This window comes from Nonomuraea jabiensis (assembly GCF_014204795.1).
Taxonomy (GTDB): domain Bacteria; phylum Actinomycetota; class Actinomycetes; order Streptosporangiales; family Streptosporangiaceae; genus Nonomuraea; species Nonomuraea jabiensis.
Genome location: NZ_JACHMB010000001.1, coordinates 12,355,433 through 12,370,027 on the forward strand (window position 1 = coordinate 12,355,433; position 14,595 = coordinate 12,370,027).

The 14,595-nt window shown below is 72.3% G+C and carries 13 protein-coding genes; 8 read left to right on the top strand and 5 right to left on the bottom strand.

All coding sequences use genetic code 11. From position 1 onward, the window contains the following. Positions 1–3 precede the first annotated feature (3 nt). A complete protein-coding gene (locus tag HD596_RS63315; RefSeq protein ID WP_246555493.1) occupies positions 4–2,118 on the top strand; it encodes an acyclic terpene utilization AtuA family protein in 2,115 nt (704 codons plus the stop codon). Here the strand turns inward: HD596_RS63315 and HD596_RS56340 are convergent. Further along, the gene (locus HD596_RS56340) at positions 2,107–2,970 is read right to left on the bottom strand and encodes an ROK family protein (protein WP_185077574.1); all 864 of its coding nucleotides are present in this window, start codon (positions 2,968–2,970) and stop codon (positions 2,107–2,109) included. The two genes, HD596_RS63315 and HD596_RS56340, sit on opposite strands and share 12 nt — an antisense overlap. Positions 2,971–2,997: 27 nt before the next feature. Between HD596_RS56340 and HD596_RS56345 the strand changes: the two genes are divergently transcribed. The 5 genes from HD596_RS56345 to HD596_RS56365 all read left to right on the top strand — a co-directional run bounded on the left by HD596_RS56345 (position 2,998) and on the right by HD596_RS56365 (position 6,683). After that, on the top strand, positions 2,998–3,804 hold the full coding sequence (locus tag HD596_RS56345) for a GNAT family N-acetyltransferase (protein WP_185077575.1): 807 nt from the start codon (positions 2,998–3,000) through the stop codon (positions 3,802–3,804). A gap of 279 nt (positions 3,805–4,083) precedes the next feature. Further along, a complete protein-coding gene (locus HD596_RS56350) occupies positions 4,084–5,097 on the top strand; it encodes a phosphotransferase family protein (protein WP_185077576.1) in 1,014 nt (337 codons plus the stop codon). Between the two features lie 86 nt (positions 5,098–5,183). After that, complete coding sequence (locus HD596_RS56355) at positions 5,184–5,438, top strand: hypothetical protein (protein WP_313047298.1); 255 nt, start codon at positions 5,184–5,186, stop codon at positions 5,436–5,438. A gap of 57 nt (positions 5,439–5,495) precedes the next feature. Further along, positions 5,496–6,347 carry a helix-turn-helix domain-containing protein gene (locus HD596_RS56360; protein WP_185077578.1) on the top strand — a complete coding sequence of 284 codons (852 nt, stop codon included), beginning with the start codon at positions 5,496–5,498 and terminating at the stop codon, positions 6,345–6,347. Positions 6,348–6,416: 69 nt separating this feature from the next. Further along, positions 6,417–6,683, top strand: coding sequence for a hypothetical protein (locus HD596_RS56365; RefSeq protein WP_185077579.1), 267 nt, complete (start codon positions 6,417–6,419; stop codon positions 6,681–6,683). A 554-nt stretch (positions 6,684–7,237) separates the two neighbouring features. Here the strand turns inward: HD596_RS56365 and HD596_RS56370 are convergent. From HD596_RS56370 to HD596_RS56385, 4 genes are read right to left on the bottom strand one after another with little or no spacing between them, the layout of a single operon-like run. Further along, complete coding sequence (locus HD596_RS56370) at positions 7,238–8,212, bottom strand: ABC transporter substrate-binding protein (protein WP_185077580.1); 975 nt, start codon at positions 8,210–8,212, stop codon at positions 7,238–7,240. A gap of 14 nt (positions 8,213–8,226) precedes the next feature. Then, positions 8,227–9,174, bottom strand: a complete 948-nt coding sequence (locus HD596_RS56375) for an ABC transporter permease (protein WP_185077581.1) — start codon at positions 9,172–9,174, stop codon at positions 8,227–8,229. After that, positions 9,171–9,944 carry an ATP-binding cassette domain-containing protein gene (locus HD596_RS56380; protein ID WP_185077582.1) on the bottom strand — a complete coding sequence of 258 codons (774 nt, stop codon included), beginning with the start codon at positions 9,942–9,944 and terminating at the stop codon, positions 9,171–9,173. Before HD596_RS56380 ends, HD596_RS56375 begins: the two co-directional genes overlap by 4 nt. A gap of 48 nt (positions 9,945–9,992) precedes the next feature. After that, positions 9,993–12,341, bottom strand: coding sequence for a GMC oxidoreductase (locus HD596_RS56385; protein ID WP_313047302.1), 2,349 nt, complete (start codon positions 12,339–12,341; stop codon positions 9,993–9,995). A gap of 237 nt (positions 12,342–12,578) precedes the next feature. Between HD596_RS56385 and HD596_RS56390 the strand changes: the two genes are divergently transcribed. After that, positions 12,579–13,583, top strand: coding sequence for a lipase family protein (locus tag HD596_RS56390; RefSeq protein WP_221520071.1), 1,005 nt, complete (start codon positions 12,579–12,581; stop codon positions 13,581–13,583). Further along, positions 13,580–14,521, top strand: coding sequence for an acetoacetate decarboxylase family protein (locus HD596_RS56395; RefSeq protein ID WP_185077585.1), 942 nt, complete (start codon positions 13,580–13,582; stop codon positions 14,519–14,521). The genes HD596_RS56390 and HD596_RS56395 overlap by 4 nt, the downstream gene beginning before the upstream one ends. Positions 14,522–14,595 lie beyond the last annotated feature (74 nt).

Below are 14,595 nucleotides of genomic sequence, written 5' to 3' on the forward strand. Positions count from 1 at the left end.
CCGATGACGCTGCGGATCGCGAACTGCAGCGGCTTCTACGGCGACCGCCTCTCGGCCGCCAGGGAGATGGTCGAGGGCGGCCCGATCGACGTGCTCACCGGCGACTGGCTGGCCGAGCTGACCATGCTCATCCTCGCCGGAAACCGCCTCAAGGGCCGCCCGGGGTACGCGCCGACGTTCCTCCGGCAGTTGGAGGACGTCCTGGGCCCCTGCCTCGATAAATCCATCAAAATCGTGACCAACGCCGGCGGCCTGGACCCGGCCGGCTGCGCGGAAGCGGTTCACGACCTCGCCACCCGCCTCGGCCTGTCCCCCACGATCGCCCACATCACGGGCGACGACCTCACCGGCCGCCCCCTGGACCTGACCAACGCCGACACCGGCGAACCCCTCACCGCGACCCCCCTGACCGCGAACGCCTACCTCGGCGGCCGCCCCATCGCCACCGCCCTCGCGGCGGGCGCGGACGTGGTGGTGACCGGCCGCGTGACGGACGCCGCCCTGGTGACCGGCCCCGGCATCTGGCGGTACGGGTGGGGGCCCGGCGACCTGGACCAGCTGGCGGGCTCGGTGGTGGCGGGACACGTCATCGAGTGCGGCTGCCAGGCGACCGGCGGGAACTACGCGTTCTTCCAGGACGTACCGGACCTGGCGCACTGCGGCTTCCCCATCGCCGAGCTGAACGCGGACGGCTCCGCCGTGATCACCAAGCACCCCGGCACGGGCGGGCTGGTCTCGGTCGGCACGGTCACGGCGCAGCTCGTGTACGAGCTCGGGGGCCCGCGCTACCTGGGACCTGACGTGGTGGCCCGCTTCGACACGATCACCCTCACGGACGACGGCCCCGACCGCGTCCTGATCTCGGGCGTCCGGGGAGAGCCGCCGCCCGACACCCTCAAGGTGGCCGTCAACTACCTGGCGGGCTACCGCAACACGATGACCCTGGTGCTGACGGGCCTGGACGTGGAGGCCAAGGCCCGGGCCGCCCAGGACGCCCTCTGGGCCCGCGTCCCCCGGGACTCGTTCGACCGGGTGGACGTGGAGCTGACGGACACGGGCCTGCTGCGGATCACCGTCATGGACGCCGACGAACGCCGGGCGGGGCGCACGTTCTCCTCCGCCGTGGTGGAGACGGGGCTCGCCAGCTACCCGGGCTTCTACGCCCTCACCCCACCGGGCAGCGCCACGCCGTACGGGGTCTACTGGCCGGTCCTCGTCCCCGCCTCGGAGGTCCACCCCCAGATCTTCCTCAACGGCACCGAACTCCCCCCACCCACCTCCCCCACCCCCGCCGCCGCGCCAGGCGCTTCGGTCCCGCCAAACCCGGAGACGGCGGACGCGACGGAGACGGCGGACGCGACAGGCGCGACGGAGGCGGCCGGCGCGACGGCGACAGGCGCGACGGAGGCGGCCGGCGCGACTCGCGCGGCGGGCGCGACCGAAGCCACCGCCCCACAACCCGCACCGGCCCTCCTCCCAGTGCCGGGTCGGCGAGAAGCCGCACGGCGCGACCCGGCGCCCGCGAACGGCGAGCAAGGAGCCGGGACCGCCATCGGGAACGACGTGCAAGAAGCCGAGAGCACCACCGGAAACGACGGGCAAGGGGCCGAGAGCGCCGCCGGAAACCACGAGCAAGGGGCTGGGGGCGGCGGGCGAGGAGCCGGGGGCGTGGCAGGTGTGCAAGGGCTCGGGTCCTCAGGTGCGGGGCAGGTGTCCGCAGGGGAGCGGCAGGCGGCTGGGGGCGAGCCTTCGAGGCGCGAGGCGTCGGCGGTCGGGCCTCAGGTGGGGGTGCGGGTGCCGTTGGGGCGGATTGCCGGGGCGCGGTCCGGGGACAAGGGCGGGAACGCGAACCTGGGCGTCTGGGCCGACACCCAGGAGCGGTACGACTGGCTGGCCGCCCACCTCACCCCCGACACCCTCAAAAGCCTCCTCCCGACCCTCGCCCCCCACCGCATCGACCGCTACGAACTTCCCAACATCAAGGCGCTCAACTTCGTCATCCACGGCCTCCTCGGCAGGGGTGTGGCGGCGAGCCCCAGGATGGACCCGCAGGCGAAGGCGTTGGGCGAGGAGTTGCGGGCGAGGGAGGTGGACGTACCTCCGCACCTACGAGACTGACCGCCAGCCCAGCAGCCCGGCCCCGAGGAGCCCGGCCCGTACGCCGAGGGACGACGCCACCACCTCCGGTGCCCGCCGGAAGGCCAGCCGCCCCGCCAGCCGCTCCCGCAGCGGCACCAGCAGCGCGTCCCCCGCCAGCGAGACCCCGCCCCCGATGATGATGCGCGCCGGGTCGAGCAGCAGGGTGTACGTGGCCAGCGCCAGGGCGAGCGTGTCCACGGCCGACGACCACACCTCCGCCGCCCGTTCGTCCCCCTCGGCGGCCAGGCGCGCCACGTCCGCGGCGGTGCCCGAGCCGTAGCGTGCCGCGATGGCCCCGCCCGACGCGTACGCGGCCAGGCAGCCCCGCTGCCCGCACCCGCAGGCCAGACCGTCGGGCCGGACCGGGATGTGACCGATCTGCCCGGCGAAGCCGCCGGCGCCCCCGTACAGCGAGCCCGACAGGACGACCGCGCCCGCGATACCCGTACCGATGGGGAGGAACAGGACGTCGTCCCCGCCCGCCCCGTAGGCCAGCTCGGCCTCCCCGGCCGAGCGGACGTCGTGTCCGAGCGCCACCGGCACGTCCACGTCCGCGAACGACGAGACGGGCACGTCCCGCCACCCGAAGGCCGCGGAGTAGACGGCGTGGGTGGGCGTGACCAGCCCCGGCACCGCCAGCCCCACGGCGAGCGGGCGACGCCCGGCGCGGGGCCGCGCCAGGTCCGCGACGAAGGCGGAGACGGCCGCGATCACCTGGTCGGCGCCGCGAGGCGTCGCACGTCGCTCGAAATGCAGAATTGTCCCGTCCCGGGCGACAAATCCGCCTTTGAAGGTGGTACCGCCGACATCGACTGCAACGACGTAATCCATCGCGCCATCGTCCCCTAGGGTGCAACCATGACCATCCGCCGCCTCACCCAAGAGGACCTCGACGACTGCACCCGCCTGGCCAAGGACCGCGGCTGGCCCCCCGAGCGTCACAAGTGGAGCCTCCTGCTGGAGGTCGGCGAGGCGTACGGCATCGACGCCCCCGACGGCGACGGCCTGGCCTCCACGAACATCCTGACCTGCTACGGCGACGACCACGCCGTGATCAGCATGGTCCTCACCGCGTCCAGGTACGCCAGGCAGGGGCTGGCCCGGCGGCTCATGGAGCACGTGATGGAGCGGGCCGGCGGCCGCACGGTCTCCCTCTTCGCCACCGACAACGGGCGTCCCCTGTACGAGCAGATGGGGTTCCGCGTCGTCGGCGGGGTCGTCAAGCACACGGGCGTGTTCGCGGGCGAGCCGTCGGGCCGGACCCGCCCCGCCACGGAGGCCGACCTGGACGAGATCGTGAAGCTGGACGCGGAGCTGTTCGGTACGGACAGGTCGGCGTTGCTGCGGCGGATGTTCGACTTCGGCGAGCGGGTACGGGTCGCGGACGGCGGCTTCGGCCACTGCTGGCGCAACGACGACAACACCGTGATCGGCCCGGTCGTGGCGCGGGACGAGGAGACCGCGCGGGCGCTGATCGGGGACCTGGCGCTGGACGTGGGCGGCGAGGTGCGGATGGACCTGGACGGGGCGATGGACGGCCTGGTCGCGTGGGCGGTCGCGCACGGCATGGGCAACCCGTGGGGGACCGCGAGGATGGTGTACGGGGGCGACCTGCCGGGCGAGCGCGCCTGCCAGTTCCTGCCATTCATGCAGGCACTGGGCTGACCACCCGGCGCCAGGTTGAGCGGGACGGCACCACCTGGCCCCACGGCACCACCTGGCCCCACGGTGCCGCCTGACCTCACGGTGCCGAGCGCCGCACCGCGCCGAGTTTGCCGCACCCCGCCGGGTGGCCCCTACGCTTGGTGGCCCCACTGTGCCAGGCCGCCGGACGGTGCTGGGTGGCTGCATGCGCTGGGCTGGGCCGGGGGTGATGGGTTGACCGGGTGTGTGGGGCTCTCGTAGGGTCGGGCGACCAGAATATGATTCTGCCGAGGGACGATCATGACCTCCACCCACATCGACGTCAGCGCCATCGACTTCGCCGCGCTCGGCACGTGGATGGACGACCGGGGCCTGCCCGGCGGCCCGATCACGGGCGTCGCGCCGGTCCTGGGCGGCACGCAGAACGTCATGGTCCGCTTCGAGCGCGGCGGCCGCCCGTACATCCTGCGCCGGCCTCCCCTGCACGCCCGCAGCAGGAGCAACGAGGTACTGCGCCGGGAGGCGCGGGTGCTGGCGGCGCTGCGCGGCACGGCCGTGCCCGCGCCCAGGCTGGTGGCCGCGCAGACCGAGCGGGAGCCGGTGTTCTACCTGATGGAGCCGGTCGACGGGTTCAACCCCTCGACGGGGCTGCCGGAGCCGCACGCCTCCGACGCCGCGATCAGGCACCGCATGGGGCTGGAGGCCGCGGCCGCGCTGGCCGAGCTGGGGCGGGTCGATCCGGGGGTGCTGCCGGGGTTCGGCAGGCCGGAGGGGTTCCTGGAGCGGCAGGTGCCGCGCTGGCTCAAGGAGCTCGACTCGTACGGCGAGCTGGACGGCTATCCGGGCCCCGACATTCCGGGTCTGCCCGAGACGGCCGACTGGCTGGTACGCAACCTGCCTCGGACGTTCACCCCGGGGATCATGCACGGCGACTACCACTTCGCGAACCTGATGTTCGCCTGCGACGGCCCCCGCGTGGCCGCGATCGTGGACTGGGAGATGAGCACGATCGGCGACCCGCTGCTCGATCTCGGCTGGCTGCTGGCCACCTGGCCCAGCAACAACGGCCACGTCCCCGGGCTGCCGGAGCCGCGCGAGCTCGTCGAGTACTACGCGGCGCTGTCGGAGCGCGACCTGTCGGCCATCGGCTGGTACGCGGTGATGGCCTGCTTCAAGCTCGGCATCGTCCTGGAGGGCACGCACGCGCGGGCGTTCGCGGGAAAGGCACCAAAGGACATAGGGGACGTACTACACGAAACCACCCTGCAACTGTTCGAACGGGCACATCAGTTTATGGGCGGTGTTCTCGGCTGATTTCCGGAAAAACGATCACTTCTTAATCCCCGAGTCGTACAATTGCGCGCAATTGCACCAGCTATCGGGTAAGGATCGTCATGCGAATGCGGTTCCTCGGCTCCACCTCGGAGGCGGGCGCCTGTCCCACCCTGTACGAGACCGACCGCGGCACCATCGTCGTGCAAGGTCTGCAAGTCACCGACGCGGAGGCGCTCGCGGACCTCCGTGACGTGCTCGACGGCGAGACCGCGGTCGAGGTTCCGCGCGAGCTCATCACCGAAATCGCCCGCCGGGTCCTCCCCGACGGCCCGGCAACCGCTTTCCCGACCAGCGGAGAAACACCCTCGGCAACCGCTTGATCACAATTGCGAGTGGCACTGGCATGATCGACGCAAGCAGGGCTAGCCTCTTGCGGCGTGACGTCGTTTCAGCAGGCGCGCATCGACCTCGGCGGGCAGTTACGACAGCTGCGCGAGTCCGCCCACCTGTCGGGCAAGGAGCTGGCCCAGCGCCTGAGCTGGCAGCCGTCCAAGGTCTCCCGTCTGGAGAACGCCCGGCAGACCGCCACGGAGGATGACGTGGTCGTATGGGCGCAGGCCGTACGCGCCTCACCCGACACGACCGACGAGCTCATCAGGCAGGCCATCGCGCTGCTCGAACGGCACGACGACTGGAAGCAGCGCCACCGCAGCGGCCTGGCCGCCCTCCAGGAGGACATCCGCGACCTGGAGGCGCGCACGAAGCTGTTCCGGGTGTTCGAGGCCGGCATCATCGTGGGCCTGCTGCAGACCTCCGAATACGCCAGGCACGTCTTCCGCAAGGTCAAGCGCCTCTACAGCGCGGCCGACCAGATCGACGCGGCGGTGCGGGTGCGGATGCAGCGCCAGGAGATCCTGTACGACCGGACGCGCACGTTCAGGTTCGTGGTGACGGAGGCGGCACTGCGCACCGCCCTCGCCCCGCCGGAGGTGATGCGCGGCCAGCTCGACCGATTACTCGCCGTCAGCACGCTGCCGAACGTCGAGTTCGGCGTGATCCCGTTCAGCTCGGAGCTGCCGTCGAGCCCGATCAACGGCTTCTGGATCTACAACGAGGCCATGGTCGGGGTGGCCACCATGACGAAAGACCTGATCCTTCGCGATCCCGATGACATCGGCTTCTACGTCCGGGCCTTCGATGACTATGCGAAGGTGGCGGAGTTCGACGAACCCGGGCGGGAGGTCATCATCAGAATTCTTCACGATTACCGCAAACAAACGTCACATTAACCGCAGCAATTGCTTGCCTCCTCACCCAAGATCGTGCAATTCTGTCGCGAGACGTTGCGGAGGTGACGCATGATGCTTGATACCGCGCTCTGCCTCGAGCGATTCGCCTGGCACGCAGGTCGTCACGCTGACCTGACCGTCCAGAGCCTCGCCCTGGCGAGCGACCCGGCGTACGTGTCGGTCCGCAACCGCTTCTCGGCCACGCTGACGGAGACGGTGACGTGCTCGGACGAGGGCGCGTACATCACCTCGTGGGGCTACCGCCTGGGCACCGCCGAGGACGTCGAGTCCGCCGCCGCCCGCCTCGCCTTCCTCCTCGCCGCCCTCCCCGCCTGACCCTGCCCGCACCTGGCCCGAAACACGCCTTACGGCCCCCGGCCCGGAATTTCGGCCCGCACCCCGCAGGCACCACCGCTTCGACGCGCTCGCCGGCTCCGCGCCCTGAGCCGCTGGTCCCGGCACGCGCCCTCCCGATGGCGGCCTTCCGGCACGGGCCCTCCGATAGCCCGCTCCGGCACGGGCTCCCCTCACAGTCCCGACAACGCCACCGCCCGCACCCATGCCCGCCAGAGCACGCTCCAGCGCCCCCAGGACACCCCCTCGCGTCGCCCGGACAGGCGACGGCGGGCAAGGGGGCCGCAACGCCCCTGTGGACGCCGTTCGGTGCCGCCCGCTCGTTTCCCAGGATGTGCAATCGCCGGGCGGCGCCGCCGGAGCAGTGGCGCCCCCGCCCACTCCGAGGGGAGCAACGGCTCGGGCCATGCGGCGGCACCGGGTCAGCGGCTCAACGGGCCGCGCCGAGTCGGCGAGCGCGCCGAAGCGGGGGCGGGCCGAAGCGGGACCGGGCCGTTGACGGACGGCGAGCGCGCCGAAGTGGTGGGTCCAGCCTGTCAGCAGCCGGCTTTGTAGAGGATCTTCTGCACCTCCGGCTGGTCCACGTTCTGCGCGGTGACGATGGTGGCGTCTGTCGGGATCGACGGCGTGACCTGCTGCCCCTTGACCGCCGCCACCGCCTGCTCCACCCCCTTGGCCCCGATGTCCCCGGGCAACTGGGCGATGAGCGCCTGCACGACGCCGTCCTTGAGCTGCTTCACCTGCGCGGGCCCAGCGTCGAAGCCCACCATCTTGACCTGCCCCAGCTTGCCCGCCTGCTGGAGCGCGGACCCCGCGCCGGTGGCGGAGTTGAGGTTCGTGGCGAAGACCCCGGCCAGGTCGGGATCCTTGGCCAGAGCCGCGTTGACGATCTTGGATGCCTCGCCGACGTCGTTGTGCGAGTACTGCACGCCCAGATACGAGATCCCGGGATGCGAAGCCTTGATCTCGTCCTCGAACCCCTTGATGCGGGCGTCCACGGTGCTCACGCCCGGGTCCGTGGAGATGACCAGCGCCTTGCCCTTGTCGCCGATCTGCTCCGCCAGCGCCTTGGCCGCCGCCGCCCCGCCCTTGACGTTGTCGGTGCTGATCCTGGACAGGCCGATGCCCGGGTCCTCGACCACCGTGTCCACCAGGATGATCTTGATGCCCTGCTGCTTGGCCTGGGTCAGCGGCGCGATCATGGCTTTGACGTCGGTCGGCGCGATGAGCATGGCATCCGGCTTGCTCGCCACCACGGAGTTGACGATCGGCGTCTGCAACGTCGGGTCGAACTTCTGCGGCCCCTGGACGTCCAGCGCCACGCCCAGCTCCTTGGCCTTGGCCTTCGCCCCGCAGGCCATGGTCTCGTAGAACTCCTCGCCCGCCAGCCCCTGCACGAGCGTCACCCTGACCTGGCCGCCGCCTCCGCCCTGCCCGCCCTGCCCGCCCTGCCCGCCGCAGGCGGCGATCGTCAACAGCAGCGTTCCCAGAGCTGCCACAGCCTTGCGCATCGTGGTGCCTCCTCCTACTGGTCCCGGGCCCTGCGCCTCCACTGGTCGACGTAGACGGCGGCGACGAGCACGGCGCCCACCACCACCTGCTGCCAGAACGGCCGCACGCCCAGGATCTGGAAGCCGTTCTGCAGCACGACCGGGATGAACACCCCGATGACCGTCCCGGCCACCGTCCCCACGCCGCCGAACAGCGAGGTGCCGCCGATCACGACGGCGGCGATGGCCTGCAGGTTGTCGGTGGAGTGGGCGGACACGCCGGTGATGCCGTACTTGGCGAGCGACAGGTGCCCGGCCAGCCCGGCCAGCAGCCCCGCCAGGCCGTACACCTTGATCAGGTGCCGGCGCACGGCCACGCCGCCGCGCCGGGCGGCCTCGGCGTTGGACCCGATCGCGTACGTGTGCCGCCCGAAGCGGGTCCAGGCGAGCACGAGCGCGAGCGCGGCGGTGATGGCGGCGCAGATCCACGCGATCAGCGGTACGCCCAGCCAGCGCGCCAGCCCGAGACCGAGGTTCAGGTCCGTGGGGGCGCGCAGATCGACCCCGCCGGTGAGCAGCAGGGCCCCGCCGAGCGACATGCCCAGCGTCCCGAGCGTCACGATCAGGGCGGGGATGCGGCCCAGGGCGATCAGCACACCGTTCAGCACGCCCCACGCCAGCCCCGTCACCAGGGCGGCCAGGGTGCCGAGCGCGAGCGAGCCGGTGGCGTCCATGACCTCGGCGGCCGCCACGGCCGAGAACACCAGCACCCCGCCCACCGAAAGGTCGATCCCCGCCGTGATGATCACGTACGTCATGCCGGTGGCGAGCAGCAGCAGGATGGCCGCGTCGCTGACGAGGTTGAGCAGGTTGAACGAGGTGGGGAACGTGGTGGGCGCCAGGATCGAGAACGCCGCCAGCAGCGCGACCAGCACCAGGCCGATCCACACGACCTGCAGGTCCCCGAGCCGCACCCCCTTCATTCCGTCCCCTCCGAGTCCCGCGCTTCGAGGGCTCCGGTCATGGCCCCGACCAGCTCCTCCATCGAGACGCGCGCGGTCTCGAAGCGGGCCACCCGGCGTCCGAGCCGCAGCACCTCCACCCGGTCGGACACCGCCATCACGTCCTGCATGTTGTGGCTGATCAGCACCACGGACACGCCCGAGTCGCGCACGCCGCGGATGAGGTCGAGCACGCGCTGGGTCTGCACGACGCCGAGCGCGGCCGTGGGCTCGTCCATGAACACCGCCCGCCGCGCCCACGTCACCGCCCTGGCCACCGCGACGCCCTGCCGCTGCCCGCCGGACAGGGCGGAGACCGGCACGGTCTGGGACGCGAGCCGCACGCCGAGCCGTTCGCACGCCTCGCGCGTGGCCCGGCGCATGGCGGCGTTGTCCAGTACGCCCAGCAGGCCGAGGAGGCCGGGCCTGAGCAGTTCCCTGCCGAGGAAGAAGTTGGCCGCGGGGCTGAGGTCGGCGCAGAGCGCGAGGTCCTGGTAGACGGTCTCGATCCCGGCGCCCCTGGCCTCCTCGGCGGAGCCGAACGCCACCGGCTCGCCGTCGACCTCGACCGTCCCGGCGTCCGGCCGTTCGACGCCCGAGAGGATCTTGGCGAGCGTGGACTTCCCCGCGCCGTTGTCGCCGATCAGCGCGACCACCTCGCCGGGCCGCAGGGTGAAGTCCGCGCCGCGCAGCGCCTCGACGTGGCCGTAGCTCTTCATGATCCCGCGGGCGGCGATCAGTGGTACGGCCATAAGAACATCAAGAAGGCGATTGACATCGTTGTCAAGGCCGCGCGGCCGTCAGGGAACCCGCGCCCCCGTCGCGAGGTCGTGGTAGGCGTCCCACAGCTCGCCCAGGAACAGCCGGCCGAACCTCACCAGCCCCCCGGCCCCGTCGGGCCCCCAGGTGCGGAACGTCGTGAGCTGGTGCAGGAAGTCCCGCAGGTGGATGCGGATGATCCCTGCGGCGACCACCTCGGCCTCCGCGTCGTCCGCCGGGCGGGTGTGCCCGCGCAGGATCCGGACGTACAGGGTGGAGGTGTCGGACCACATGTCCGCCCCGGGGTCGTCGTGCACGTCCTTGAACCCGGTGAGCGTCAGCGGGGCGTCCCCGTCACCGGTGAAGTGCAGGCGGTAGAGCATGCGCCGCCGGGCCGGGTCCTCGCCCGCCACGAACAGGTTGAACGACCCGTCCGCCACCCGCAGGCGGCCGCCGCCGAGCACGGGACAGGTCACCCACCCGGCGACCGACGCCTCGTGCCCGGCGTCGGCCACGAACCGCTCGACGTCGCCGGCGGTGATGGTCAGGTGGACCGCCAGCGGGTGCTCGTTCGCGCGTCCCAGCCGCTCGCCCTCCTCCGGGTCGGCGGAGCCGGGCATGACGTGGCCGCGCATCTCCTCGGTGAAGCTCAGGCCGGAGGTGACCCCGGCGTGCCGCGCCGCCGTCCGGGGCGCGCTCTCCAGGACGTGCTCGCAGGCCCGGTCCGACAGGGCGGCGATGGTCAGCGAGGGGTTGACGCCGACCGGGCCGGGCACGCACGCCCCGTCCAGGACGTACAGGCCCGGATGCCCGAAGACCTCGCCGTACTCGTCCACGACGCCCTCCGCGGGGTGGCGGCCCATCGGGGCGCCGCCGAGCGGGTGCACCGTGATCACCTTGCGGGCCAGCCACAGGGGGCTGTCGCGGTAGCCGGCCCGCAGGACCCGGGCCATGTCCCGCATGACCGCGCGCATCGTGGTGAAGTACGGCATGGACGTGGCGGTCGTCCAGTCGACGTCGAGGTAGCCGCGGCGCAGGCGCATGACGCCGTCGGGGATGTCGCGGCCCATGCCGAGCAGGCCCAGCGACCCGTCGGACAGGTGCCCGTCGCCGAGCAGCGCGGCCAGTTCGGCGTTGATCCGGGTGCGGGGCGAGTGGCTCAGCAGGGCCCCGATCCTGTGCAGCACGAACCTGCCGGCCCTCCTGACCTGGCCGCGCACCCCCGCGAACTCCCCCAGCCACTCGGCGAAGGGCGGGTAGCCCGCGTCCTCGACCAGGAAGCCCCGGCGGTCCCCGCGCCCCGAGTCGGCCGCGTCCGGCACCCGGACGGCGCTGGTGATCACGGGCCCGCGGCTGCCCTCCAGCGAGCGGTGGCGGCCCGCGCCGTCGCGGGCGTCCGTGACCAGAGTGAGGAGGTCGCCGTTGCCGCTGAAGCGGGCCCCGAGCATGGGGCTCAGGCCGGGGAACTCCGATCTGCAGGTCAGCAGCAGGTACGTCGTCCCCAGCGTGCCCGCGGCCAGGACGAGCCGGTCACAGGTGATGGTGTGCTGGGGCAGCCGCCTGGTGTTGACCCGCCGACGGTCCTCGCGCGGTTCGTGCACCACGTAGCTCACGGCGTAGCCGCCGCCGGGAGCGGGGGCGAGCCACCGTACCTCGTGCAGGGTGCGCAGGTCGGCGCCGGCGTGCCGGGCCGCCGACAGGTAGGTGTGGTCGAGGGAGTTCTTGGCGCCGTCGTTGCAGCCGAGGTCGCACTCGCCGCGCAGCCGGCACGTCGTACGCGGCAGGCCGTGCAGGTTGCCGTACTCCGGGTCCGGGATGGGCAGCCCGGGAGCGGGATGGCCGCCGGGCTCCGGGGCGAAGGCGACGGCCAGCGGCGGCAGCTCGAAGTCCAGCCCCAGCCGCCCGGCCGCCTCGCGCATGGCGAGGGTCTTGGCCGTCGTGTCGTACGGCGGCTGGCCGAGAGGGTAGCGCTGGGGCTTGAGCATCCGCTCCACGGCGTCGTAGTGCGGGTCGAGGTCGGCCCGCGTGACGGGCCAGTGCTCGTAGCCGCCGCCGGGCAGCGGGCTCTCCTTGACGAACCACCGCTCGGGCTTGCGCAGCAGCACGTTGGCGTAGATGAGCGAGCCGCCGCCGAGCCCGCTGGAGACAGCCGCGCCGAGCCCGCCGAAGCTCCACAGGTCGAACAGGCCGTACAGCCCCTCGCTCGGGTCCCACAGGTTGCGCGCCATCGCGGCGGGCGCGCGGGGGAACGACCCCGGCGGGTACGGCCGGCCGCGCTCCAGCACGACCACCCGCAGCCCCGCCTCCGCGAACCGGTAGGCGGCCACGGCGCCGCCGAACCCCGAGCCCACCACGACCACGTCGGCGTGCTCGCGTGCGGGACGTCTCACCTGGTCAGAACCGTTATGGCGCATTATCTCTCCCTCGTCCGGACAGGTCCGAAAAGTCGGGGAGAGGTAGAATGCAAGAGTAACCGATCGGTGAGCTGAGCACCGGAACCAGAAGCCCAGGAGTCCAGACCAGGTCTGCCGGCCCGCGGCCGGCAGCGGCCCGAGATCGTGGCGATCGGTATGCATGGACGACCCGCAACACACGAACGCGTCGTACCCTTCACCGCCGGAGACGGCATGAACCTGCGCCTCGTCAACGTGCGCGGTCACGCCCCGCCGGCCAGGTCCCCGGTCCTCCTCGTGCACGGCGCGGGGGTCCGGTCCAAGGTGTTCCGGGCGCCGGTGCCCGCCAACGTCGTCGACATGCTCGTCTCGCACGGCTACGACGTCTGGCTGGAGGACTGGCGGGCCAGCATCGACCTGCCGCCCAACCCGTGGACCCTGGACCAGGCGGCCGCATACGACCACCCCGCCGCGGTCCGCAAGGTCGTCGAGGAGACCGGGGCGGACCGGATCAAGGCGATCATCCATTGCCAGGGCTCGACCTCGTTCATGATGTCCGCGTGCGCCGGCCTGGTGCCCCAGGTCGACACGATCATCACGAACGCGGTGTCCCTGCACCCGGTCGTCCCGCGCTGGTCGCGGGCCAAGCTCCGGTACGCGGTGCCGGTCACGCGCAGGTTCCTGTCCTACCTCGACCCGTCCTGGGGCGACCACCCGCCGCCGGGCGCGGCCGCGCTGATCACCCAGCTGGTCAAGGCCGCCCACGCCGAGTGCGGGAGCACGGTGTGCAAGCTGGTCAGCTTCACGTACGGCAGCGGGTGCCCCGCGTTGTGGCGGCACGAGAACCTCGGCGCGGCCACGCACGACCTGTGGATCCCGCACGAGTTCGGCCCGGTGCCGCTGAGCTTCTTCCGGCAGATGGACAGGTGCGTGCGCAGCGGCCGCCTGGTCAGCCAGCAGCACATCGACGGCCTGCCGGACGACTACACGGCGCAGGAACCGCGTACCGACGCCCGGATCGCCTTCCTGGCGGGCGAGCTGAACCGCTGCTTCCTGCCGGAGAGCCAGCGCCGGTCCTACGACTTCTTCTCGCGTTTCGCCCCCCACCACTCCCTGCACCTGCTCTGCGATTACAGCCATCTGGACGTGTTCTTCGGCGAGCGCGCCCACCGCGACGTCTTTCCGCTGATCATCGAGGAGCTGGCCGGCACGCCGGCCCGGCACAGGGGGGACCGATGACCTTCACCGCACGACGCCGGCGCCCAGCCGGCCGACTCGCCGGCCGACTCGCCGGCCGATTCGCCAACGTGGACGGCATCCCGTTCCGGATGCCGGTGGGGACGCGGAGCAGCCCGGCGCTCATCGCCGCCTACCCGGTCGATCCGCGCGGCGCCCGCGAGGTGCTGCCGGAGGAGCTGAGCCCGTACCGGATCCGCGGCGAGGGAGTGCTGATGATCGCGGTCGTGGACTACCAGGACACCCCGATCGGCACGTACGTGGAGCTCTGCACCGGCATCCTGTGCACGCCGGCCGGCCGGCCCGCCCCGCCGCTGCTCCCGCTGCTGTTCAGGGCGGCCTTCGGCACCGGCGTCCACATCGGCGACATGCCGGTGAGCACCGAGATCTCCGTCAAGGGCGGCCTCGGCATCTGGGGCATGCCCAAGCGGCGCGCCTCGCTCGACTTCGTCGCCGACGGGTCCACGGTCAGCAGCCAGTACGACCTCGACGGGCAACTGGTCATGCGCGTGGACGTGCCGCGCCCGGCGCGGGCGTGGCTGCCGGTGCGGTTCACCGGCATCGGCTACGCCTCCTTCCGCGGGATGCTCTGGAAGTCGTCCGTCACGCTCTGCGGCCGGATGGGCCTGACGTGGGGCGGCGGTCCGGAGAACCGGCTCCTGCTCGGCGACCACGAGCGGGCGGCCTGGCTGAAGCGGCTGGACATCCGCGACCGGCCGTTCCTGACCGCCTTCATCCCCTCCGTGCGCGGGGTGCTCCACGACCACGTGGAGGGCTGGTTCCGTACCTCGGCCACGCCTCCCCCGCCGCCCCGGGAGGGCCTGGAGTCCGTGGTCGGGCTGGGGCTCGGGCAGGACCGGCTGCCGCCTCCCGACCGCGCGGCGACGGACCGCCTCCTGGGCCTGCCCCGGCCGCGCGAGTACGCCGCCCCGATGCCGTAGCCGACCACGCACGGCCAGCCACGCACAGCCGACCATGCACCGTCGAAACCCGCCGCCGACCACGCACGGGGAGA

Coding starts and splice junctions, on each gene's coding strand:
- HD596_RS63315 (WP_246555493.1), top strand. CDS start 4: ATGACGCTGCGGATCGCGAACTGCAGCGGCTTCTACGGCGACCGCCTC.
- HD596_RS56340 (WP_185077574.1), bottom strand. CDS start 2,970: ATGGATTACGTCGTTGCAGTCGATGTCGGCGGTACCACCTTCAAAGGC.
- HD596_RS56345 (WP_185077575.1), top strand. CDS start 2,998: ATGACCATCCGCCGCCTCACCCAAGAGGACCTCGACGACTGCACCCGC.
- HD596_RS56350 (WP_185077576.1), top strand. CDS start 4,084: ATGACCTCCACCCACATCGACGTCAGCGCCATCGACTTCGCCGCGCTC.
- HD596_RS56355 (WP_313047298.1), top strand. CDS start 5,184: ATGCGGTTCCTCGGCTCCACCTCGGAGGCGGGCGCCTGTCCCACCCTG.
- HD596_RS56365 (WP_185077579.1), top strand. CDS start 6,417: ATGATGCTTGATACCGCGCTCTGCCTCGAGCGATTCGCCTGGCACGCA.
- HD596_RS56370 (WP_185077580.1), bottom strand. CDS start 8,212: ATGCGCAAGGCTGTGGCAGCTCTGGGAACGCTGCTGTTGACGATCGCC.
- HD596_RS56375 (WP_185077581.1), bottom strand. CDS start 9,174: ATGAAGGGGGTGCGGCTCGGGGACCTGCAGGTCGTGTGGATCGGCCTG.
- HD596_RS56380 (WP_185077582.1), bottom strand. CDS start 9,944: ATGGCCGTACCACTGATCGCCGCCCGCGGGATCATGAAGAGCTACGGC.
- HD596_RS56390 (WP_221520071.1), top strand. CDS start 12,579: ATGAACCTGCGCCTCGTCAACGTGCGCGGTCACGCCCCGCCGGCCAGG.
- HD596_RS56395 (WP_185077585.1), top strand. CDS start 13,580: ATGACCTTCACCGCACGACGCCGGCGCCCAGCCGGCCGACTCGCCGGC.